Below are 20796 nucleotides of genomic sequence, written 5' to 3' on the forward strand. Positions count from 1 at the left end.
GGGGCAGGCAAACGCCAGGGGCCCTGTACAGGGCCGTTCAGCATCAGCGCGGCCCTGGGTTATCCTGGCGGAAATGCCCATCGAAAGCCTGACCCTCTACACTTTCGCGATGTCCCATTTCAGCGAAAAAATCCGCTGGACCTTGGACATCTCGGGATTGAAGTACCACGAAGTACTGATGACCCCCACGCTGCACCTGGTGCCCGCCTTGTGCATGGGCGGGCAGGGCGAAACCACTTTGCCCATCCTGCAGGGCCGGCAATCGGATGGCCTGGTCGAGCACGTCCAGGACAGCACCCAGATCCTGCAGTGGCTGGACCGGCGCCTGGGCCCCTTGCCCGTGATGCCGCGCCACATCGCGCTGAGCGAAGACATCATGGACATCGAGGCCCGCTTCGACGCCATTGGCGATGACGTGGCACGGTACTTGTATTTCTCCGCCCTGGACCAGGACGAACAGGTGATCGACATGTGGACCCGGCATGCCAGCCGACGCCAGGCGCGCCTGGTGAAGCTGTTTTTCCCCATCAGCAAGTGGATTTTCAAGCGGCGCCTGGGCATCACGCCCCAGGCGACGGCGCAATCCGCCTTGCGCATCCAGCAAGCCCTCGCCTGGCTCGACGGCCGCCTGAGCGATGGCCGCCGCTATTTGGTGGGCCACCAGTTCTCGGTGGCGGACATCACGGCCGCGTCCATCCTGGCGCCCCTGGCGTGCCCTGACCAACATCCGGTTTACGGCGCCAAGTCGTTCCGGCGCGAACCGGCGCATTCGCCCGCCTGGTTGGCCAAACGCCCTTGCATGGACTGGGTGCGCTGGGTGTACCAGACGCACCGCGAAATCCACCTGGCCCAGGAGGCGCCCGTCGCTGCTTGAGGGACGAAGATCACCATGAAAGCCTTGCACATCCACGCAGGCCCGCTTGCACGCAAGCACATTGAACAGCATGGGCTGAAGCCGAACGATGTCCGCCTGATCCCCGCAGCGGCGGGTGGCCCCAAGGGGCTGATCCTGTCGCACCTCGATCGCCAGCTGTTCGGCCAGTGGCTGGCACCGACCCGGCACACCCTGCACCTCGTCGGTGCGTCCATTGGCGCCTGGCGCATGGCTGCTGCCACGATGCCCGCGCCTGAACAAGCCTTTGCGCGCCTGGCCCACGACTACATCCACCAGCACTACGAGCCCGAGGCTGGCCGCAAAATGCCGTCGCCTCAGCGCATCAGCGCCAGCTTCAGCCAAGCGCTGGACACATTTTTCGGCGCCCACACCGATGGCATCCTGGCCCACCCCAATTGGCGCCTGCACGTGGTGACGGCCCGGGGGCGGCACCTCTTGCGCCCCGGCAGCACCGTGCGCACACCGATCGGTTTCACGGGCCTGGTGATGGGCAACGCCTTGTCACGCCGAAGCGTGGGTGCCTTCCTGGAGCGCAATGTGTTTTCGTCCGCAGGCGAGGCTTTGCCGGTCACCCTGCGTGACCTGCCCACCGCGCGGTGGGCATTGACGGCCGAGAATTTCAGACCCGCCTTGCAGGCCTCGTGCAGCATCCCCTTCCTGCTGGACGCGGTTCGAGACATCCCGGGCGCCAGCAAAGGCGCGCACTGGGATGGTGGCCTGGTCGACTACCACTTCCACTGGAACTACAGCTCCATGGACACGGGCCTGGTGCTGTACCCGCACTTCCAGCAGTCCATCGTGCCGGGCTGGCTCGACAAGGCCTTCAAGCGCCGCCATGTGCCCACGCCGGGCCTGAGCAACCTGATCCTGCTGGCACCCAACCCGGACTGGGTGGCCAAGCTGCCGGGTGGCAAGCTGCCCGACCGCAACGATTTCACCGGCATGGACTTCGGCCAACGCGTCCGCCACTGGAGCCGCGCCGTGGCGGAAAGTGAACGCCTGGCGCAGGACTGGGCCGACTGGCTGGACCAAGGTTGCCCGATCGGCGAAGTCCGGGCCTTGTGATCGCTACACTCGGTCCATGGACTCCACCGTCAGCCTGATGCTGATCGCCGCGCTCATCGCGGTCAGCGCTTTCTTCTCGACCGCCGAACTGGCCGTGGCCGCCTCTCGCCGCGTGCGCTTGCGGCAGATGCTGGAGCACGGCGATCTGCGCGCGCAAGAGGTCATGCACGTGCAGGATCACCCGGGCGACTACTTCACCGTCATCCAGATCGGCCAGAACAGCGTGGCCATCCTGGGCGGCATCGTGGGCGAGGGCGCTTTCTCGCCGTTCATCCAGGTGGTGTTGCGCACTTTCCAGGTCCCCGCCGCCCAGGTCGAAACCGTCGGCCTGTTGCTGTCCTTCCTGATCGTCACCAGCCTGTTCATCCTGCTGTCCGACCTGTTTCCCAAGCGCCTGGGCATGGTCGCGCCCGAGAAGGTGGCGGTCAGCGTGGTCGGGCCCATGCGCATCTTCCTGGCCGTGTTCCGGCCCGTGGTGTGGTTCTTCAGCCGCCTGACCGATGCCTTGTTCAAGCTGCTGGGCCTGCCGACCCGGCGCGACGACAGCATCACCTCAGATGACATCCGCGCCATGGCCGAGGCCGGCGCCGAAGCCGGCGTGCTGGCCGCGCGCGAGCACCAGGTCATCGAGAACGTGTTCGAGCTCGACACCCGCACCGTGACCAGTGCCATGACCGGCCGCGAGCGCATCGTGCACTTCCTGCAAGACGACAGCGAGATCCTGATCCGCGCCCGCATCGACCAATACCCGCACTCCACCTACTTGGTGTGCAAAGGCAGCATCGACCACGTGGTGGGCTACGTTGATTCCAAGCACCTGCTCAGCCGGGTGCTGAACTCGCTGCCCATTTCTCTGGAAGATGAAGGCCTGATCAACAAGGTGCTGATCGTGCCCGACCGGCTCACCTTGTCCGAATTGCTGGCCCAGTTCCGCCAAGCCCAGGACGACTTCGCGGTGATCGTGAACGAGTACAGCCTGGTCGTGGGCATCATCACCATCAACGACGTGATGAGCACGGTGATGGGTGGCCTGGTGATCTCGATGGACGAAGAGCAGATCGTGCAGCGCGACGCCAATTCCTGGCTGATCGACGGCATGACGCCCATCCCGGACGTGATGCAGGCCTTGGAACTGTACGAACTGCCCCTGCAGGAAGATTACGAAACCCTGGCCGGCTTCATGATGGTGATGCTGCGGCGCATCCCCAAACGCACCGACGTGGTGGTCTGGGGCGGTTTCCGCTTCGAGGTGATGGACGTCGACAGCTACAAGATCGACCAGGTGATGGTGACGCGCGAGGCCGCCTCGGCGACCCAGGCGGCCCAGCAGGCTCACATCGAGGCGGACAAGAGCTCGGTGTAGTCTTCCGGCGTGGCGATGCGCGGGTTGGTCTTGTGGCAGTGGTCTTTCATGGCGCCATCGACGACCTTGTCGAACCAGTCGCGCTGCACGCCCAGCTCGCCCAGGCCCTTGGCCAAACCCAGGCGCGCATTCAGATCACGGATGGCCTGGGGAATGTCGGACGCAGCGCTCAAACCCATGGCGTGCGCCATGCGCTCCAGGCGGCGTTCCTTCTTGATCGACTCGGCCTGCGCGTTGAACTGGATCACGGCGGGCAGGAACATGGCGTTCAAGGTGCCGTGGTGCAGCTTGGGGTTCACGCCGCCGAGGCTGTGGCTCAGGCTGTGCACCGCGCCCAAGCCCTTTTGAAACGCCATGGCGCCTTGCATCGAGGCGCTCATCATGTTCAGGCGCGCTTCGCGGTCACTGCCGTCCTTGGTGGCGCGCTCGATGTGGTGCCAGGCGCGCTCCAGTCCGTCCAACGCGATGCCATCGGCCGGGGGGTTGAATGCGGGCGCCATGAAGGTTTCCATGCAGTGGGCGATGGCATCCATGCCGGTGGCGGCCGTCAGGGCAGGGGGCAGGCCCAGGGTCAACTCAGGGTCGCAGATGGCGGCCTTGGGCATCAGGTTCCAGGAATGGAAACCCAGCTTGCGGCCATCGTCCACGATCACGATGGCGCCGCGCGCCACTTCGCTGCCAGTGCCCGCCGTGGTCGGCACGGCGATCAAAGGCGCGGCCTGCGGGGTGATCTTGGGCGAACCGCCTTCGATGGTGGCGTAGGTCTTCAGGGGGCCGGGATGCGTGGCCATGATGGCCAGGCCCTTGGCCAGGTCGATGCTGGAGCCGCCGCCCACGGCAATCAGGCCGTCGCATTTCGCCTTCGTCCACACCTCGTGCGCGGCGCGCACCGAGGCTTCGGTCGGGTTGGGCGGCGTCTGGTCGAAGATGGTGACAGGCCAGTCCTTCAGCGCGTCCAGCGCCTTTCGCAGCACGCCGGCCGCGCGCACCCCCGCGTCGGTCACGATCAAGGGGCGCTTGATGCCGACCCGCTCGCACTCCGAGGCCAGCAGCTGGATGGCGCCGAATTCAAATTGGATCTGGGTGAGGTAGAGGATGGTAGACATGGCTTTTTGAGGGGTGGTCAAACGCGGGACAGGCGCACTTTACAACGGCAGGGCGCCCAGGCCCCCGCACTGAGGGGGCGCCTCAAATTTTGTTGAAAAAGAATGTTCACGCCAGCCCAAAGGTGCAATACCATACGCACCCATTGAGATGAAACGGCCGTTTGAAACGTCCGTATCCCCCGGAGATTTCGCAGACCATGCCGACGGCTTCGCCCCGCTTGTCACCCACGGACACCAAATCCCGCATCCTGGATGCGGCGGAGGCCTTGTTCGTCTCCGGCGGTTTCGAATCGATGTCAATGCGGCAGATCACCACGGCGGCCGGCGTCAACCTGGCAGCGGTCAACTACCACTTCGGCAGCAAGGATGCGCTGATCCAGGCGGTGTTGGCACGCCAGCTCGATCAGCTGAACGACCAGCGGGTGGCCATGCTCGACTGGTTCGAAAAAACCTTGAGCGGCGACCTGACCTGCGAGCACGTGCTCGTGGCCATGTTCCTGCCCGCCGTGCGCATCTTCCGCAGTGACACGCCTGCGGCCGAGCGCTACCTGCACTTCCTGGGGCGGGCCTACACCGACCCATCGCCCGTGGTGCGAGACTTCATCAACAACCACTATGTGGAAACGCTGGGCCGCTTCTTCATGGCCTTCCAGCGCACCCTGCCCGACCTGAAGCGCAGCGAACTGGGCTTCCGCCTGCATTTCGCCATGGGCGCCTTGTCGGGCATCCTGGCCGGCGGCAACACCCAGCGCCTGATCCGCGATTTCACGCGCGGCGAGGGTGACGACGAATCGCTGATCCTGTCGCGCCTGGCCTCGCTGATGGTGGCGGCCCTGAGGGCCCCCTTGCCCGACGCGGAACACGACACCCTGTTCGGACACATCCTCAAGATCCCCGGCTTTCCCAGCCAGGGTTTGTTCCCCATCCAGAAAAACACGCAGCCTGATGAGGCGGTGAACTCGTCGGCCTGAAAAAGGCCGATGGCGGTCCGGTGTGCGATCGACGCACCGGCCAACGGTGAGGTGGCGTGGTTGCCACCTCTTGATCCCAACCAAGCCGTGTCGGCTGTGCACGTTGTCCCGGCTGTTTTCCTTGAAGCGATCAGTATGAAAGACGGTTACCTAGACTTCGCCAATTCGCCCATGGGCGCCAAGCTCATCAATGCGCTGGGGCTGCCCAAGCCCTTGCCGCTGGAGCGTTACAAAGCGGGCGAGCCCGTTGTCAAAGGCAGCGTGCTGATCGGTGGTTCTGGCGAAACGCCCGTGCTGGACGCATTGGCCACATTCTTCAAATCGATTTCGGCACAGACGCTGGCCCACGCCAAGCTGCCCCAATGGGTGTCGGTGGCCAACAAGGTCGGGCTGACCACCGGCCGTTGGGGCACCGAAGGCACGGCAGGCGAGAAGGTCAAGGCCCTGGTGTTCGACGCCACCGGCCTGGACGACAGCACCCAATCCGACGCGCTCTACTGGTTCTTCCACGATGCGGCACGCTCGGTGCTGCCTTGCGGCCGCGTGGTCATCCTGGGCCGCCCGCCCGAGCTGTGCAAGAGCCCGCGCAAGGCCGCCATCCAGCGCTCGCTGGAAGGCCTGAGCCGTTCGCTGGGCAAGGAATTGAAGAAGGGCATCAATGCCCAGTTGGTCTACGTCGCTGAAGGCGCCGAAGGCAACATGGAATCGACCCTGCGCTTCCTGCTGTCGCCCAAGTCGGCCTATGTGTCGGCCCAGGTGATCCGCATCGGTGCCGTGGTGGGCCCGCAAACCATCCCCGCCGACTGGAACAAGCCGCTGGCCGGCAAGAAGGTGCTGGTCACCGGCGCTTCGCGCGGCATTGGCGCGGCCATCGCCGAAATCGTCGCCCGTGACGGCGCCGACGTGATCTGCCTGGATGTGCCGCAAGCGCAAGCTGGCCTGGACGAGGTCGCCAAGAAGCTGGGCGGCACCGCCATCGCGCTGGACATCGGCGCGGCCGATGCGCCACAGAAGCTGGTCGAGGCCGCCAAGGCCCAGGGCGGCTGGGACGTCGTGGTGCACAACGCCGGCATCACCCGCGACAAGACCATCGCCAACATGAAGGAACACCTCTGGCAGTTGGTGGTCAATGTGAACCTGTCGACGCAAGAGCGCATCAATGACGCGCTGGTAGAGTCGGGCGCGATCAATGCCGGTGGCCGCATCATCTGCGTGTCGTCGATTTCGGGCCTGGCCGGCAACATGGGCCAGACCAACTACGCGGTGTCCAAGGCCGGTGTGGTCGGCATGGTGCAGGGCACCGCCCCGATCTTCGCCGAGCGCGGCATCACCATCAACGCCGTGGCGCCAGGTTTCATCGAAACCGCCATGACGGCCGCCATCCCCTTCGCGATCCGCGAAGCCGGTCGCCGCATGAACTCCATGAGCCAGGGTGGTCAGCCCGAGGACGTGGCCGAAGCCATCGCCTGGTACGCCAGCCCGGCGTCCAGCGGTGTCACCGCCAACGTGATCCGCGTTTGCGGCCAAAGCCTGATTGGCGCCTGACCGAGATCCGTCATGAAGCTCATCGAAGTCAACAAGTTGGTCAATCCCGTCACGATGTACGTGCGGGCCATGCAGTCCAGTACCAAACGGCCGGGCGTCATCGAGTCTTTACCGGAAGTGACCTACGCGCGGCCACGCGTGCGGGTCGAAGAGGCCAACGTGGCCAGTTACTCGCGGGTGTGCGGCTTCAGCCGCGCGCACGGTGTGCCCATCACCTTCCCGCAGATGCTGGCCTTTCCGCTGACCATGGCGTTCTTCGGTTCGAAGTACTACCCCTGGCCTGCCATGGGCACCGTGCACCTGGCCAACAGTGTCAAGCAGTTGCAGCGCATCAACATCGGGGATGAACTGCGCATCGAGGTCAGCACCGGGCCGCTGATCGCCCACGAAAAAGGGCAGATCTTCACCTTGGACCAGCGCGCGATCCGCAACGGCCAGTTGGTCTGGGAAGGCACGCAATACCTGCTGCGCCTCGGCATCCGCCAGCCCAAGGGCGTGGCTTTTGCCTCGGCCTTGATCGACCCGACGCCGCTGTCGCACCAGGCCGACTTCTTCGCGGCCGGTGGCATCGGACGCCGCTACGGCCGGGTGTCGGGGGACATCAACCCCATCCACCTGTCCGGCATCACGGCCAAGATGTTCGGTTTCCGCAAGGCGATCGCGCATGGCATGTGGACCAAGGCACGCGCCCTGGCCACGCTCATGCCGCGCGAGGCGGTCGAGCAGGCCGAAGCCATGGTCGAGTTCAAGACGCCTTTGTTCCTGCCTGCCCGCGCTTCGCTGTGGTCGGCCCGCCAGGAAGACGGCGCGCTGTTCGAGGTTCGCAATGCCAAGGGCGACAAGCCCCACCTGCGCGGCCGGGTCACCTACTGACACCGCCCGCTTCATCCATTTTCTGCATCTCAGCTCTTTGGGGATCCATCCATGAACACCATTCGCCGCGTCGCCATCATCGGTGGCAACCGCATCCCGTTTGCCCGCTCCAACACCGTCTATTCGCACGTGTCCAACCAGGACATGCTGACCGCCACGCTGCAAGGCCTGGTCGACCGCTTCAACCTGCATGGCGAACGCCTGGGTGAGGTCGCCGCCGGCGCCGTGATGAAGCACTCGAAGGACTTCAACCTGGTCCGCGAATCGGTGCTGTCGACCACGCTGGCCCCCGAAACCCCGGCCTACGACCTGCAACAGGCTTGCGGCACCGGCCTGGAAGCCATCATGCTGGTGGCCAACAAGATCGCCCTGGGCCACATCGAGTGCGGCATCGGCGGCGGCGTGGACACCACGTCTGACGCGCCCATCGGCATCAACGAAAAGATGCGCAAGATCCTGATGGAAGCCAACCGTGCCAAGGGCACCATGGCCCAGCTCAAGATCATCTCGAAGATCCGCCCGAGCATGCTGCTCAAGCCGGCCATTCCGCGCAACGGCGAACCCCGCACGGGTTTCTCGATGGGCGAGCACGCCGAACTGATGTCGCGCGAATGGGGCATCGCTCGCGAAGACCAGGACCAGCTGACCCTGAAGAGCCACAAGAACCTGGCGCGCGCCTACAACGACGGCTTCTTCGCCGACCTGATGACCCCGTTCAAGGGCGTCACCAAGGACAACAACCTGCGCGCCGACTTGACGATCGAGAAGCTGCGCTCGCTCAAGCCTTGCTTCGACAAGAAGGTCGCCCCCGGCCAAGGCACGCTGACCCCCGGCAATTCCACGCCCCTGACCGACGGCGCCTCGGCCGTGCTGCTGGGCAGCGAGGAATGGGCCAAGGCCCACAACCTGCCGGTGCTGGCCTACATCACCTTCAGCGAAGTGGCCGCCGTGGACTTCTTCAACAAGAAGGAAGGCCTGCTGATGGCCCCGGCCTACGCCGTGCCCCGCATGCTCGACCGCGCCGGCATCAAGCTGCAGGACTTCGATTTCTATGAAATCCACGAAGCCTTCGCCGCGCAGGTGCTGTGCACCCTGAAGGCCTGGGAAGACGGCCAGTACTGCAAGGAACGCCTGGGCCGCGATGCGCCCCTGGGCTCGATCGACATGAGCAAACTGAACATCAACGGCAGTTCGCTGGCGGCGGGTCACCCCTTTGCCGCAACCGGCGGCCGCATCGTGGCCACGCTGGCCAAGATGCTGGCACAAAAGGGTTCGGGCCGCGGCCTGATCTCGATCTGCGCAGCGGGCGGACAGGGCGTCGTGGCCATCCTCGAGCGGTAAAACTCGAGGCAATTCGCGCGGTAAATGCTTTAAGGCTTTGAAGCACCCGCGCGGGTTGATACACTTGGTCACTTAAACAGGCAAGTCGAGGCAACCCTAGCCTCGCGAAAGCCCTGGCTGCAGGTTCTTGGCTGCAGCCATACGAGGAGACATCGAATGAGCCAATCCGCCACCGCGGCCGCCACACCCGTGCCCGGCCAGTCCATCGTCAATCCCGACGGCAGCACCAACCGCATCTGGTTGTCCTCGTATGTCAAGGGTGTCGCCCACGACATCGACGTCAACAAATACCAGTCGCTGACCGAGTATTTCGACGAGTGCATCAACAAGTTCCGCGACCGTCCCGGCTTTGTCAGCATTGGCACCGAGATGAGCAACGACCGCCTGGACCGCCTGGTCAAGGAGTTCGCGGGCTACCTGCAGAGCAAGGGCATCAAGCAGGGCGATCGCGTGGCGATCATGCTGCCCAACATCTTCCAGTACCCGATCGTGCTGTTCGCCGTGCTGCGCATTGGCGCGGTGGTGGTCAACGTGAACCCGCTGTACACGGCGCGTGAACTGAACCACCAGCTCAAGGATTCCGGCGCCGAAACCATCATCGTGATGGAAACCTTCGCCAAGACTTTGCAAGACGCGCAAGCCGGCACCCAGGTCAAGAACATCGTGCTGACGCAGATCGGCGATCTGTTGGCCGACGGCTTCTTCAATCCCAAAGGCTGGGCGCTGAATTTCATCCTGCGCAAGGTGCAGAAGATGGTGCCGGCCTACAGCCTGCCCACCGCCATCTGGATGCGCGACGCGCTGAAGCAGGGCGCGCAGGTGAAGGTCAAGCCCGTGTCCGTCAAGCCCGACGACCTGGCCTTTTTGCAATACACCGGCGGCACCACCGGCGTGGCCAAGGGCGCCATGCTGACGCACCGCAATGTGCTGACCAACTGCCAGCAGGCTTTGGCGTTCGCCGAAGGCCAATTGACCGGCGAGACCGAAACCGTGGTCACCCTGATCCCGATGTACCACATCTTCTCGCTGACGGTGAACGGCCTGATCTTCATGGCGCTGGGTGGTCGCAACATCCTGATCGCCAACCCGCGCGACACCAAACGCGTGATGATGATCCTGAAGAACGAGAAGTTCTCGGGCATCACCGGCGTGAACACGCTGTTCGCCTCCTTCCTGGAAGACCCCGCATTCCGCAAGCTGGATTTCTCGAAGCTGAAGCTGTCCATCGCTGGCGGCATGGCCCTGCAACGCAACGTGGCCGAACGCTGGAAGGAAGTCACCGGCAACGCCGTGGTCGAAGGCTACGGCCTGACCGAGTGCTCGCCCATCGTGACGCAGGCCCCGGTCGACATCTCCAAGCCCGGCCCCACCTTCACGGGTTCGATCGGCGTGCCCGTGCCTTCCACGGAAGTGCGCATGCGACGTGAAGACGGCACCTGGGCCGACATCGGCGAGCCGGGCGAGCTGTGCGTGCGCGGCCCGCAGGTCATGAAGGGCTACTGGAACCGCCCCGAAGCCACCGCCGAAGTCCTGGACAAGGACGGCTGGCTGGCCACCGGCGACATCGGCATCATCGATGACAAGGGCTTCTGCAAGATCGTGGACCGCAAGAAGGACATGATCCTGGTGTCAGGCTTCAACGTGTACCCGAACGAGATCGAGGACGTGGTCGCGAGCCACCCCGACGTCAAGGAAGTGGCCGCCATCGGCGTGCCGGACGACGTGGCCGGCGAACGCGTCAAGGTCATCATCGTGCCGCGCAACCCGGGCCTGACCAAGGAATCGGTGATCGAACACTGCCGCAAGAACCTGACCGGCTACAAGATCCCCCGCATCGTCGAGTTCCGCACCGAAGAGTTGCCGAAGTCGCCCGTGGGCAAGATCCTGCGCCGCGAATTGCGCGACAAGAAGTAAGTAAGCCCTCTGCTCGCTGACCTGGCCCAAGTGCCAGACAATGGCCCGCATGCTTACCCATGCGGGCTTTTTCATTCATGACGACTGAATTTTCGTTTCACCACCATTTGCGCGTGCGCTGGTCCGAGGTCGACGCCCAGAAGGTGGTCTTCAATGGCCACTACCTGAATTACCTGGACACGGCCATGTCCGAATACTGGCGCGCCTCGGGCTTGCCTTATCCGGAAGGCTTCGGCCATCTGAAAGGCGATGTGTTCGCGCGCAGCAATGCGCTGCAGTACCACGCGCCGGCGCGCTTCGGCGACTGGCTGTCCATCGGGGTGCGCTGCGAACGCATTGGCACTTCGTCCCTGGTGTTCGTGTGGGAGATCCGGACCAGTGGGCGACTGCTGGTCACCGGCGAGACGGTCTACGTGTTCGTCAGCCTGGCGACCAGCCGACCGGCGCCGGTGCCCGAGTCCTTGCGCCTGCAGCTTGACCGGCAAAAACAGGGCGCCCCGGTGCATGAACTGCGCAGCGGCGACTGGGCCAGCCTGGCCGCCCCGGCCCGAACTGTGCGCACCGCCGTGTTCATCGAAGAGCAGGGCATCCCGGAGTCCGAAGAATGGGACGACGACGATGCCCAGGCCTGGCATGTCGTGGTCGGCAACCTGGCCGGCTTGCCCGTGGCCACCGGCCGCCTGATCACCGCGGGAATGCCCACAGGCGAGGCCAAGATCGGCCGCATGGCCGTGCTGAACGGCAGCCGGGCCCTGGGCCTGGGTGAGCAGGTTTTGCAAGCCTTGATCGACGCGGCACGTGCCCGAGGCATTCAGCGCATCACCCTGCACGCCCAGGTCAGCGCCCAGGCCTTCTACCAGCGCGCTGGCTTCAAGCCCGAAGGCCCGGAATTCGACGAGGTGGGCATCCCCCACATCGTCATGACGCTCAGGCTTTGACCGGGCGCGTTCCGGGCGACTTGATCAGGCTGCGCGCGCGGGTCTTGCGGGCCACGGGCGTGGGGGGCAGGGCGTGGTTGTCGTTCTCGGACACGTCGCTGCTTTCAAATGTGTCGTCAAGGCGCAGGGCCGGGGGCGGCAAGGTCGCATCCAGCTTGGCCAGTTCGGCCGCGGCGGAGGTGTGGCGTGGCGGCCAGTTCTTCAGCGTCACGCGGCGCAGCAAGGCCATGCTGGACTGGTTGGAGTAGGTGCGCTCCAGCACGTGCGTCACCAGGCGCTTGTTGACACGTTCGGTGATGACCAGGGTGGAGCAGCGTGTGCCGTAATGCCCGTCGGGCGAGCGCACGAAAGCGGCGGACAGCAGGCGCTCCCATTCCAGGGGCACACCGGTGAAGGGCAGCTTGTCGTCCGGGGCGATGCTGGCATCGGTCAGGGCTTCGAACAAGCGCACCACCAGGCCTTCCACGTCGGCGGCGCTGCTCAGGGCGGCTTTCAGGCGTGCCTTGAGGGTCTGCACCTTGGGCCAGGGGGTGTTCAGCCCGGCATTCGACACGCCATGCAGGCCCCGTTCCAGGCGTTGCGGGTAAAGCTGGGTGTTGTTCACCCAATAGGCCTCGCCCTCGGCGAAATCCACCGTCAGCAGGTTGAAGCCGTTGTAACCCGACATGGCCAGCCGCGGCCACAGTCGGTTCATGGGGATGTCACCCTGCAGCCACAAGGGCACGATTTCTCCGCGCGAGGGCGCGGTCGGGTCCACTTGAGAGGGGTCGCGCACATTGGTGACCACGCCCAGCCGGCCATGCGCGGTCAGCCCCAGCCAGGTGCCTCCGGCCTGCAGGTCGCGGCCACCAAGGATGGCGGGCGCACCGCCACCAGGCTCCCACCAGCCCAGGCGGGCGGCCGGGCGGTCGAAGAACTCCTCGCGGTTGCCCGCCATCACGAAGGGAAAACGGCTGCTTTGATCCAGCGCCAGGGCCACCAAGCACATCGGGCTGTGTCCTTCTCAATCTGCGTTGCTGAACATCTCGACATGGCGCTGGCCGATCTGGCCGGCGGGCAGGTCTTGCGCCGCCAGTTCGATCAAGGTGGCGGTCAGCGCACTGACGCCATTCGGATGCTCATAGGTTTCCATCCAGGTTTGCGCCGATGCCTGCGCATCGGTGCGAATCCACAACCTGGCCGTCAGGTCTTCATGGGCTAGGCGCAAAGCCGCCTGCATCTGTCGAACCGCTTCTTCAAACACCGAGGCATGGGCCGGGTCCACCTTGTAGTAGATGAACAGCGCCATCGCCGGGGCTGCATTTGCCGTGGCCATGAGTTCCTTGATGACGGTCAAGTGTGTTGGAGGTTAACCCGCGGACCGAGCCCAGAAGCCGGCACGCGGCAAGCACGCGCCCAAAACCGAGGCTGATTGCCGTTAAGAAATTGCCAAATCAGTCGTCCGAGGTGCCCAGGGGGACTTCGTAGGGCATGGTGCCCAGGGTCAGGGCCGGACCGTCGGCGGCGCCCAGGTGCCAGCCCGTGTCCAGGGCCTGCCACTTCAACTCGACCAAGGCGCTGAAGGCCATGTCACCGGGGCCCGGGATGGGCGCCGCGTTGGCCACCATGCCAGCGGGTTGCGATGGATCGGCGGCTGAAAACACCTCTTGCCCGGCTTGAATGGGCGCCTGTCCATGCAGCAGGAAGGTGCGCCGCTTGAGCGTGCCCCGGTACTGGCTGCGCGCCACGATTTCCTGACCCGGGTAGCAACCCTTCTGGAAATGCACGCCCCCCACCAGTTCGTAGTTCACCATTTGCGGCACGAACTGGTCGACCGTGGCGGCCTCGATGCGGACCACGCCGCTCATCACGTCCAGCCATTGCCAGGTGGCGAGGGGCAGGGCGGGCAGATTCGCGATCAAGGCCTGGGCTTGTTCCGCAGGGCCGATCCACAGGCTGCGCGGCGCGCCCAGCACATCGGGCAAGCGCACCAAGTGACCACCGCTGGCGGCGTGCGGCGCCAACTGCCACGGCTGGCTCAACGCCGCCTCACCCAGCAGACGCTCGGCCGACGCGCCGACCACACCGATGGCCGACAAGGCGCCAGAGGCATCGCTCAAACGCGCCTTGGCCCGCATCACGAACATGGACAGCCGCTTGAGCACCGTGGGCAGCACTTGCGCATCCGTGAGCAGCCAGAAGGTGTCGGTCTGGGGCCTGGCGACGATGAAGCTGGCCAGCATGCGGCCCTTGGGCGAGCAGAAGGCGGCCAGCCTGGCTTGGTCCGCCGGCTGCTGGTTCGTGTCCTGGCTCAGCTGCCCGTGCAGGAAGCTGGCGGTGTCCGCGCCCTCGGCTGAAATGATGCCCAGATGGGACAGGACGGCGGCGCCATCAAGCGCCTTGGGGTCGGGAAAATGAAAGTCTTGCATGGGGTCATTATCATCACGGTCGTCAATTCCTTCATTGGTCCACGGATGATCCCGAAATTCCTGTCCTCGAACCCACCAAAAGCCAGGCCGCAGCATGGCGGTGCCATGGGCGTTCTGCTCGGGCTGTTGCTGCTGGCCGCGCTGGCTTTCGCGGGCGCCGTGTTCTGGTGGTTGCACCAGCCGCTCCGGGTGCATGGCAGCGACATCGAGCTGGCCATCGAGTCCGGCACCACGCCGCGCGAAATCGCGCGTGGCTGGGTGGATGCCGGCGTGGACGCTTCACCGGTGATGCTGTACCAGTGGTTCCGCTGGTCGGGACAAGCCCGCCAGATCCGGGCTGGCAGCTACATGCTGGAGCCGGGCGCGACGCCCCTGTCCTTGTTGCGCATGATGGTGCGCGGTGATGAGCGGCTGGCCGTGGTCAAGCTCATCGATGGCTGGACCTTCAAGCGTTTCCGGGCCGAACTCGCGCAGGCCGATGGCCTGAAACCGGCGATCACGGGCCTGAGCGATGCGCAACTCATGGACAGATTGGGCAGCCCCGGTGTGCCGCCAGAGGGCCAGTTCTTCCCGGACACCTACTCGTACGCCAAGGGCAGCACCGATCTGGCCGTGCTCCAGCGCGCGCACCGGGCCATGAAAAAGCACCTGAGCGATGCCTGGACCTTGCGCGGCGCCACCAACAGCTGTCCCCTCAATTCGCCGCAAGAAATGCTGATCCTGGCCTCCATCGTGGAAAAGGAAACCGGCCAGGAGGCTGACCGCCCGATGATCGCCGGTGTGTTCTGCAACCGCCTCCGCGTGGGCATGCCCTTGCAAACCGATCCCACGGTCATCTACGGCATGGGCGAACTGTTCGATGGCAACCTCAAGCGCAGCCACCTGCAGACCGACACGCCTTACAACACCTACCTGCGCACCGGCCTGCCACCGTCGCCCATCGCCATGCCGGGCAAGGCCGCCTTGCTGGCCGCCGTGCACCCCGCGGAAACCAATGCCCTGTACTTTGTGTCGCGCGGCGATGGCAGCAGCGCCTTCAGCAGCACCTTGGCCGAACATAATCGCGCGGTGAACCAGTACCAGAGAAAACGCCCATGAGCCCACCGATCCACCCCGCCACCGCCGGTCGGTTCATTTCTTTCGAGGGCATCGACGGGGCCGGCAAGACCAGCCACCTGGGTGCCCTGGAAACCCAGTTGCGCCAGGCCGGCCATGACGTGGTGCGCACCCGCGAGCCTGGTGGCACGCCGCTGGCCGAGAAGCTCCGCGAGAGCGTGCTGCACGACCCCATGGACGCGCTGACCGAGTCCCTGCTGGTGTTCGCCGCACGCCGCGACCACCTCGTCCAGGTCATCGAGCCGGCTTTGGCCCGTGGCGCCTGGGTCCTCTCCGACCGATTCACCGACGCCACCTTCGCCTACCAGGGCGCCGGTCGGGGCTTCGACCTGGCCACCTTGCGCACCCTGGAAACCTGGGTGCAAGGCCAGCGCCAGCCTGACCTGACCTTCCTGTTCGACCTGCCGCCTGAAGTCGCGGCGGCGCGCCTCTCGGCCGCCCGCCAACCCGATCGGTTCGAAGCCCAGGACACCGCGTTCTTCGAGCGGGTGAGGGCGGGTTACCAGGCCCGGCAGCAGGCGGACGTCCAACGTTTCGCCCTGATCGACGCCAGTGCCAGCCCGACCGACGTCGCGCGTCAGGTGAACGCGGCCCTGCAGATCAAGGGCTGGTTGTGAGCACCGCCTTGTTGCCCTGGCTGCATGCGCCGTTGACCCAGGCCCTGGCCCAGGCGAACGGCCACGCCACGCTGGTGCATGGCCCCGAGGGTGTCGGCCAGTTCGAGTTCTCCATGGCCCTGGCGCAGTCCTGGCTGTGCGAAGCCCTGCCGACCGGCAGCGCCTACCAACCCGCTTGCGGCAGCTGCGGCAGTTGCCGCCTGATCCAATCGCGCTCGCACCCCGACCTGGTGGTGGTCATCCCCGAAGCCCTTCAGGCCGCCCTGGGCTGGAGCGGCTCGGGTGACGACGACGAAGGCGCCTCCGAAAAATCAGGCAAGGCCAAGAAGCCCAGCCAGGACATCAAGGTCGAGGCCATCCGCGCCGTGGTGCAGTTTTCGCAGAACACCGCCTCCCGCGGACGTGCCAAGGTCGTGGTGGTGCACCCGGCCGAACGCATGAACATGGTGTCCAGCAACACCTTGCTCAAGACCCTGGAAGAACCGCCCGGCATGGTGCGCTTCGTGGTCAGCGCGGGATCGCTGGACGACCTGTTGCCCACCGTGCGCAGCCGCTGCCAGGCCTGGCGGCTTCCTTTGCCGGACAAGGCAGCGTCGGTCGCCTGGCTGCGCGAGCAGATCAACGGTCTTGGTGAAGCCGATGCCGAAATCCTGCTGCAAGCCGCTGGCGGCCAGCCACTGACGGCGCGTGATCGCCATGCCATGGGGCTGGATGCCGTCCGTTGGCCGCAGATTCCACGCGAGGTCGCCCAGGGACAGGGCCTGGCCATGGCAGGCTGGCCCCTGCCGCTGGTGGTGGAAACGCTTCAGAAGCTGTGCCACGACCTGGCCTGCATGGCCACGGGCGCCGAGCCCCGTTACTTTCCCTCGAAAAGCCTGCACCGTGATGGTGATCTGAGCCGCCTCACTGCCTGGGCGGGGGAGTTGCGCAAAGCCAGCCGCCATGCGGAACATCCCTGGAACCTCAACCTCCGGGTGGAGTCATTGTTGCAACAAGCCCGCCAAGCCCTGCGTTTCAATAGGTAAAGGGCCCTCTTCCGCGCTTAAATACACGTTTGGCGTTGATTGGAGACCTTACACTTTCACCCACGATGAGCGAATTCCACACCACAGCCCTGCCGTCTGCCTTCGCCAATTCAGGCCCGGGCAAGACCAGCGCGAACACCGCCACAGCCGCGGCGGTTGGTGTGCCCAGCGCGGGTGTGGCCCGCCCGAGCGTCATCCAGCTCGTTTTCCGCGAAAAAGGCGCGCTCTACGCCGCCTACATCCCGGCCTTCGCCGATGGTGGCCTGTTCGTGCCGACCACCCGCGATTACAAGCTGGGCGATGACATCTACCTGCTGCTGTCCTTGCCCGACGAAGCCCAGCGCTACCCCGTGGCGGGCAAGATCGCCTGGATCACCCCGGCCAATGCCTCGGGTGGCCGCACGCAGGGCGTGGGCGTGCGTTTCCCGTCCGACGAGAAAACCCGCCTGCTGCGCATCAAGATCGAACAGATCCTGGGCACCTCGCTGTCCTCGAACAAGCCGACCCAGACACTTTGAGGCAAGATTCGGGTTTGCTTTCTGCAAACTCGCCCACCCTTTGCCCGCTGTCCCATGTTCGTCGACTCGCACTGCCACCTCAATTTCCCCGACTACGCTGACACGCTGGACCAGGTGCGCGCCGACATGGCGCAGGCCGGCGTGAAGCGGGCCCTGTGCATCAGCACCACGCTGGAAGAGTTCCCGCAGGTGCATGCCCTGGCCACGCGCTTCGACAACTTCTGGGCGACCGTGGGCGTGCACCCCGACAACGAAGACGTGCAGGAACCCACCCTGGGCGATTTGGTGGAACGCGCCGCCTTGCCGCGCGTGGTCGGCATCGGCGAAACGGGCCTGGACTATTACCGCCTGGGTGAGCGCACCGTGGCCGACATGGCCTGGCAGCGCGACCGCTTCCGCACCCACATCCAGGCTGGCCTGGACACTGCTTTGCCCCTGGTCATCCACACCCGCCAAGCCAGCGACGACACCATCGCCATCCTGAAGGAATCAGGCCAGCATCGCGCCCGTGGTGTGTTCCATTGCTTCACCGAAAGCCAGGCCGTGGCACGTGCCGCGCTCGACCTGGGGTTCTACATCTCGTTCTCGGGCATCCTGACCTTCAAGAACGCCGCCGACCTGCGTGAGGTGGCCAAGTTCGTGCCCCTGGACCGCTGCCTGATCGAAACCGACAGCCCCTACCTGGCCCCCATGCCCCACCGCGGCAAGACCAACTCGCCCGCCTACGTGGCCCTGGTCGGCCGTTTCCTGGCCGAACTTAAGGGGGTTGAACCCGAAGTCTTAGGCCACGCCACCACGACCAATTTCGAGCAATTGTTCGCAATACCGCCTGCTACCGCCTCCGTGAATTGACCCTGTGTTCAAACCCTTGTCAGACAATTTCTGACAGACGGTTTGGATTTGCGGCGACTACCGCCACCCGACCGTGAAGCCTAAAGTTCACCCATCGAAACGGCACTTCTTCACGGAGCTAGTATGCAAAACACAGGTCTTTACGCCAACCCCTTCGCCCTGATGATGGATCCCCAAGCGGTGATCGAAGCCATGGAGCGTTCGGAGCGCCTGAACCACCTGCAAAGCCGCATCTGCCGTCCGCTGGACAAGCCGCTGATTCCCCACATCAATGGCGACACCAACGCCTTCGACCAGGAAGTCGACAGCGCGCCCGACATCGAAAACGACATCAGCGGCGCCGACTGAGCAAGTTCTACTGCTGGCCGCCCGTGGCCACCCAGTGCTGCTCGACGCGGCGCCCGGCCCGGGACAGGCTCAAGCACATGGCGGCGTAAATGGCCGCCACGAACAAATAGCCTTCGAGGTAGTAGGGCCGCCACTGCGGATCACCTCCCAGGCTGAGCGACAAGGCACCAGTGAGCTCATGCAGGCTCACCACCATCACCAGTGAGGTGTCCTTGAGCAGGCCGATGGCGTGGCTGACCAAGGCGGGCAGCACCGCGCGCAAGGCCTGGGGCAGTATCACCAGCCTTTGTGTTTGCCAATTCGACAGTCCCATCACCTTGGCGGCGTCGAACTGGTCCGATCCCACGGTTTGAAGTCCACCCCGGACGATCTCGGCCAAGTAGGCCGCCGAGAACAGCGTCAGCGCGCCCATCACACGCCAAAGCAAACTCACCTGGAAACGGTCGGGGATGAGGGCGGGCAGCATGAAGGCCGCCATGAACAAGACCATCACGAGAGGCACGCCACGCGTGACCTCAATGAAGACCGTGCACAAAATCCGCAGCCATGCCCAGCGGGACTGGCGCCCGAGCGCCAAGGCGATGCCCAATGGCAGGGACAGTGCCATGGTCAAGCCGGCGATGATCAGGGTCAAGGGCAGACCGCCCCACTGATCGGATGGCACGACCACCAAGCCGGCCCAGCCGCCATGCATCAGCACGCCCACGGCCACGGTCAGAAGGGCGCTGCCGCCCGCCAGCCATGGCAAGGACAAAGCCCAGGGGCGCCACAGCAAAGCCGCCGCGCCGAGCAACATCAGCAACATCGCCAACAAGGGCCGCCACTGCTCATCGTGCACGTAGCGCCCGAACAAAAGCGGCCGGATCTTTTCGGCGATGACACCCCAGCAGGCGCCTGAACGCTCCAGCGCATGGCAAGCTGCTTCATCTGGACGGAACACCGCCTTCAGCACCGACCAGTCCAGCAGCCGCCAGGCTACATAGGCCAAAACCAGCCAGAACACGGCCGACATGGCCACCGACAGGACTGGGCGCGACGGCTGTTTCATGCGCTGCCCCTGAGTGCTTGGCGTGCGTTGAACCAGTTCATCAAAGCCGCGGTCAGCAGTGACAAGCTGAGGTACACGGCCATCATGACCAGGATGCATTCAACCGCGCGGCCGGTCTGGTTCACGGCGGTGTTGCCGACGGAGACCAGGTCCGGGTAGCCCACTGCCACCGCCAGGGATGAGTTCTTGATCAGGTTCAGATACTGGTTGGTCATGGCCGGGACCATGGTGCGCAAGGCCTGCGGCAGCACCACGCGCCACAAGACCTGGTACGGGCGGGCGCCCAGGGTTTGCGCGGCCTCGCTCAGTGAGCTGGGCACCGACTCCAGCCCGGCGCGGACGACCTCGGCGATGAAAGCCGCGGCGTAGGTGACCAGCGCCAGGAACACGGCCAAGTATTCGGGGGTGACCGTGGCGCCGCCGCTGATGCTGAAGCCATCTTGCGCCGGCAGGCTCCAGGACCAGGCGCCATGGTCCGACACCCACCACGGAAAGCTGAAACCGCCTTTGCTCAGCATCAGGCCCGGCAACCAGGACAAGGCCAGGGTCGAATCCGGCAGCCAGTCCAGCAGCAGGAAGTACCACATCAACAGTTGCACCAGCAAAGGCACATTGCGGACCGTGTCGATGTAAAGGGTGCCCGCAGTCTTCAAGCCCCGGTGCGATGAACGCCGGGCCAAAGCCACCAAGGTGCCCAGGAGGGTCGCGAACACCAGGGCCGGCAAAGACACGCGCAAGGTGTTGCCCAAGCCCACGGCCAGGGCGCGCCACAGGGGCTGGCTGGCGTCATAGGCCAGTAAACCCGTCTCGCCAATGCCGAAGCCCGCCGGCTGGTTCAGGAAGTCGAACATGC

The 20796-nt window shown here is 65.0% G+C and carries 21 protein-coding genes; 15 read left to right on the forward strand and 6 right to left on the reverse strand.

Annotation, left to right across the window (positions count from 1 at the left end; translation table 11 throughout):
* Positions 1-73 precede the first annotated feature (73 nt).
* From ACREB4_RS17585 to ACREB4_RS17595, 3 genes are read left to right on the forward strand one after another with little or no spacing between them, the layout of a single operon-like run.
* Positions 74-874 carry a glutathione S-transferase family protein gene (locus ACREB4_RS17585; RefSeq protein WP_431589539.1) on the forward strand — a complete coding sequence of 267 codons (801 nt, stop codon included), beginning with the start codon at positions 74-76 and terminating at the stop codon, positions 872-874.
* A gap of 15 nt (positions 875-889) precedes the next feature.
* Positions 890-1960 carry a phospholipase gene (locus ACREB4_RS17590; protein WP_431589540.1) on the forward strand — a complete coding sequence of 357 codons (1071 nt, stop codon included), beginning with the start codon at positions 890-892 and terminating at the stop codon, positions 1958-1960.
* A 16-nt stretch (positions 1961-1976) separates the two neighbouring features.
* A complete protein-coding gene (locus ACREB4_RS17595) occupies positions 1977-3323 on the forward strand; it encodes a hemolysin family protein (RefSeq protein WP_431589541.1) in 1347 nt (448 codons plus the stop codon).
* Here ACREB4_RS17595 and ACREB4_RS17600 read toward each other — a convergent pair.
* Positions 3293-4429: an iron-containing alcohol dehydrogenase gene (locus tag ACREB4_RS17600; RefSeq protein WP_431589542.1), complete on the reverse strand. Its 1137-nt coding sequence runs from the start codon at positions 4427-4429 to the stop codon at positions 3293-3295. The genes ACREB4_RS17595 and ACREB4_RS17600 overlap by 31 nt on opposite strands.
* 197 nt (positions 4430-4626) lie before the next feature.
* Here ACREB4_RS17600 and ACREB4_RS17605 point away from each other — a divergent pair, with 197 nt between their 5' ends.
* The 6 genes from ACREB4_RS17605 to ACREB4_RS17630 all read left to right on the forward strand — a co-directional run bounded on the left by ACREB4_RS17605 (position 4627) and on the right by ACREB4_RS17630 (position 12011).
* Complete coding sequence (locus ACREB4_RS17605; protein WP_431589543.1) at positions 4627-5400, forward strand: TetR/AcrR family transcriptional regulator; 774 nt, start codon at positions 4627-4629, stop codon at positions 5398-5400.
* Between the two features lie 135 nt (positions 5401-5535).
* Positions 5536-6945: a 3-oxoacyl-ACP reductase gene (locus ACREB4_RS17610; protein WP_431589544.1), complete on the forward strand. Its 1410-nt coding sequence runs from the start codon at positions 5536-5538 to the stop codon at positions 6943-6945.
* Positions 6946-6957: 12 nt separating this feature from the next.
* Positions 6958-7818, forward strand: coding sequence for a MaoC family dehydratase (locus ACREB4_RS17615; RefSeq protein WP_431589545.1), 861 nt, complete (start codon positions 6958-6960; stop codon positions 7816-7818).
* Positions 7819-7869: 51 nt separating this feature from the next.
* Entirely contained in the window at positions 7870-9159 is a 1290-nt protein-coding gene (locus tag ACREB4_RS17620; RefSeq protein ID WP_431589546.1) for an acetyl-CoA C-acetyltransferase, read from the forward strand.
* A gap of 156 nt (positions 9160-9315) precedes the next feature.
* Positions 9316-11073: an AMP-binding protein gene (locus ACREB4_RS17625; RefSeq protein WP_431589547.1), complete on the forward strand. Its 1758-nt coding sequence runs from the start codon at positions 9316-9318 to the stop codon at positions 11071-11073.
* Between the two features lie 77 nt (positions 11074-11150).
* Positions 11151-12011: a YbgC/FadM family acyl-CoA thioesterase gene (locus tag ACREB4_RS17630; RefSeq protein WP_431589548.1), complete on the forward strand. Its 861-nt coding sequence runs from the start codon at positions 11151-11153 to the stop codon at positions 12009-12011.
* Here ACREB4_RS17630 and ACREB4_RS17635 read toward each other — a convergent pair.
* The 3 genes from ACREB4_RS17635 to ACREB4_RS17645 all read right to left on the reverse strand — a co-directional run bounded on the left by ACREB4_RS17635 (position 12001) and on the right by ACREB4_RS17645 (position 14419).
* Positions 12001-12999 (reverse strand): NRDE family protein, encoded by a 999-nt coding sequence (locus tag ACREB4_RS17635; RefSeq protein WP_431589549.1) that lies wholly within the window; start codon positions 12997-12999, stop codon positions 12001-12003. The genes ACREB4_RS17630 and ACREB4_RS17635 overlap by 11 nt on opposite strands.
* Before the next feature lie 15 nt (positions 13000-13014).
* Complete coding sequence (locus ACREB4_RS17640) at positions 13015-13326, reverse strand: DUF4936 family protein (protein WP_431589550.1); 312 nt, start codon at positions 13324-13326, stop codon at positions 13015-13017.
* A gap of 118 nt (positions 13327-13444) precedes the next feature.
* A complete protein-coding gene (locus ACREB4_RS17645) occupies positions 13445-14419 on the reverse strand; it encodes a YgfZ/GcvT domain-containing protein (protein WP_431589551.1) in 975 nt (324 codons plus the stop codon).
* A 105-nt stretch (positions 14420-14524) separates the two neighbouring features.
* On the opposite strand from ACREB4_RS17645, the gene mltG reads away from it, so the two are divergent.
* From mltG to ACREB4_RS17675, 6 genes are all read left to right on the forward strand, one after another.
* Positions 14525-15517: an endolytic transglycosylase MltG gene (gene mltG / locus ACREB4_RS17650; protein ID WP_431589552.1), complete on the forward strand. Its 993-nt coding sequence runs from the start codon at positions 14525-14527 to the stop codon at positions 15515-15517.
* Positions 15514-16152 (forward strand): dTMP kinase, encoded by a 639-nt coding sequence (gene tmk, locus ACREB4_RS17655; RefSeq protein ID WP_431589553.1) that lies wholly within the window; start codon positions 15514-15516, stop codon positions 16150-16152. The genes mltG and tmk overlap by 4 nt, the downstream gene beginning before the upstream one ends.
* On the forward strand, positions 16149-17177 hold the full coding sequence (gene holB / locus ACREB4_RS17660; RefSeq protein WP_431589554.1) for a DNA polymerase III subunit delta': 1029 nt from the start codon (positions 16149-16151) through the stop codon (positions 17175-17177). Before tmk ends, holB begins: the two co-directional genes overlap by 4 nt.
* A 65-nt stretch (positions 17178-17242) precedes the next feature.
* Positions 17243-17695 carry a PilZ domain-containing protein gene (locus ACREB4_RS17665; protein ID WP_431589555.1) on the forward strand — a complete coding sequence of 151 codons (453 nt, stop codon included), beginning with the start codon at positions 17243-17245 and terminating at the stop codon, positions 17693-17695.
* A 54-nt stretch (positions 17696-17749) separates the two neighbouring features.
* Complete coding sequence (locus ACREB4_RS17670; protein ID WP_431589556.1) at positions 17750-18547, forward strand: TatD family hydrolase; 798 nt, start codon at positions 17750-17752, stop codon at positions 18545-18547.
* A 123-nt stretch (positions 18548-18670) separates the two neighbouring features.
* A complete protein-coding gene (locus tag ACREB4_RS17675; protein ID WP_431589557.1) occupies positions 18671-18895 on the forward strand; it encodes a hypothetical protein in 225 nt (74 codons plus the stop codon).
* Between the two features lie 7 nt (positions 18896-18902).
* On the opposite strand, the gene ACREB4_RS17680 is transcribed toward ACREB4_RS17675, so the two are convergent.
* Together ACREB4_RS17680 and ACREB4_RS17685 are read right to left on the reverse strand one after the other, a co-directional pair.
* Positions 18903-19943, reverse strand: a complete 1041-nt coding sequence (locus tag ACREB4_RS17680) for an amino acid ABC transporter permease (RefSeq protein WP_431589558.1) — start codon at positions 19941-19943, stop codon at positions 18903-18905.
* The gene (locus ACREB4_RS17685; RefSeq protein ID WP_431589559.1) at positions 19940-20794 is read right to left on the reverse strand and encodes an ABC transporter permease subunit; all 855 of its coding nucleotides are present in this window, start codon (positions 20792-20794) and stop codon (positions 19940-19942) included. The genes ACREB4_RS17680 and ACREB4_RS17685 overlap by 4 nt, the downstream gene beginning before the upstream one ends.
* Positions 20795-20796: the final 2 nt, after the last annotated feature.

The sequence above is a fragment of the Aquabacterium sp. genome, assembly GCF_050725395.1.
GTDB lineage: Bacteria > Pseudomonadota > Gammaproteobacteria > Burkholderiales > Burkholderiaceae_C > Aquabacterium.

What these genes read in the sequence shown, in the direction of transcription:
- ACREB4_RS17625 (WP_431589547.1), top strand. Translation starts at nt 9,316, where the DNA reads ATGAGCCAATCCGCCACCGCGGCCGCCACACCCGTGCCCGGCCAGTCC.
- ACREB4_RS17640 (WP_431589550.1), bottom strand. Translation starts at nt 13,326, where the DNA reads ATGGCCACGGCAAATGCAGCCCCGGCGATGGCGCTGTTCATCTACTAC.
- ACREB4_RS17685 (WP_431589559.1), bottom strand. Translation starts at nt 20,794, where the DNA reads ATGTTCGACTTCCTGAACCAGCCGGCGGGCTTCGGCATTGGCGAGACG.
- ACREB4_RS17620 (WP_431589546.1), top strand. Translation starts at nt 7,870, where the DNA reads ATGAACACCATTCGCCGCGTCGCCATCATCGGTGGCAACCGCATCCCG.
- ACREB4_RS17635 (WP_431589549.1), bottom strand. Translation starts at nt 12,999, where the DNA reads ATGTGCTTGGTGGCCCTGGCGCTGGATCAAAGCAGCCGTTTTCCCTTC.
- ACREB4_RS17630 (WP_431589548.1), top strand. Translation starts at nt 11,151, where the DNA reads ATGACGACTGAATTTTCGTTTCACCACCATTTGCGCGTGCGCTGGTCC.
- ACREB4_RS17645 (WP_431589551.1), bottom strand. Translation starts at nt 14,419, where the DNA reads ATGCAAGACTTTCATTTTCCCGACCCCAAGGCGCTTGATGGCGCCGCC.
- ACREB4_RS17605 (WP_431589543.1), top strand. Translation starts at nt 4,627, where the DNA reads ATGCCGACGGCTTCGCCCCGCTTGTCACCCACGGACACCAAATCCCGC.
- ACREB4_RS17610 (WP_431589544.1), top strand. Translation starts at nt 5,536, where the DNA reads ATGAAAGACGGTTACCTAGACTTCGCCAATTCGCCCATGGGCGCCAAG.
- mltG (WP_431589552.1), top strand. Translation starts at nt 14,525, where the DNA reads ATGGGCGTTCTGCTCGGGCTGTTGCTGCTGGCCGCGCTGGCTTTCGCG.
- ACREB4_RS17595 (WP_431589541.1), top strand. Translation starts at nt 1,977, where the DNA reads ATGGACTCCACCGTCAGCCTGATGCTGATCGCCGCGCTCATCGCGGTC.
- ACREB4_RS17590 (WP_431589540.1), top strand. Translation starts at nt 890, where the DNA reads ATGAAAGCCTTGCACATCCACGCAGGCCCGCTTGCACGCAAGCACATT.
- ACREB4_RS17615 (WP_431589545.1), top strand. Translation starts at nt 6,958, where the DNA reads ATGAAGCTCATCGAAGTCAACAAGTTGGTCAATCCCGTCACGATGTAC.
- ACREB4_RS17675 (WP_431589557.1), top strand. Translation starts at nt 18,671, where the DNA reads ATGCAAAACACAGGTCTTTACGCCAACCCCTTCGCCCTGATGATGGAT.
- ACREB4_RS17665 (WP_431589555.1), top strand. Translation starts at nt 17,243, where the DNA reads ATGAGCGAATTCCACACCACAGCCCTGCCGTCTGCCTTCGCCAATTCA.
- ACREB4_RS17585 (WP_431589539.1), top strand. Translation starts at nt 74, where the DNA reads ATGCCCATCGAAAGCCTGACCCTCTACACTTTCGCGATGTCCCATTTC.
- ACREB4_RS17670 (WP_431589556.1), top strand. Translation starts at nt 17,750, where the DNA reads ATGTTCGTCGACTCGCACTGCCACCTCAATTTCCCCGACTACGCTGAC.
- ACREB4_RS17680 (WP_431589558.1), bottom strand. Translation starts at nt 19,943, where the DNA reads ATGAAACAGCCGTCGCGCCCAGTCCTGTCGGTGGCCATGTCGGCCGTG.
- ACREB4_RS17600 (WP_431589542.1), bottom strand. Translation starts at nt 4,429, where the DNA reads ATGTCTACCATCCTCTACCTCACCCAGATCCAATTTGAATTCGGCGCC.
- tmk (WP_431589553.1), top strand. Translation starts at nt 15,514, where the DNA reads ATGAGCCCACCGATCCACCCCGCCACCGCCGGTCGGTTCATTTCTTTC.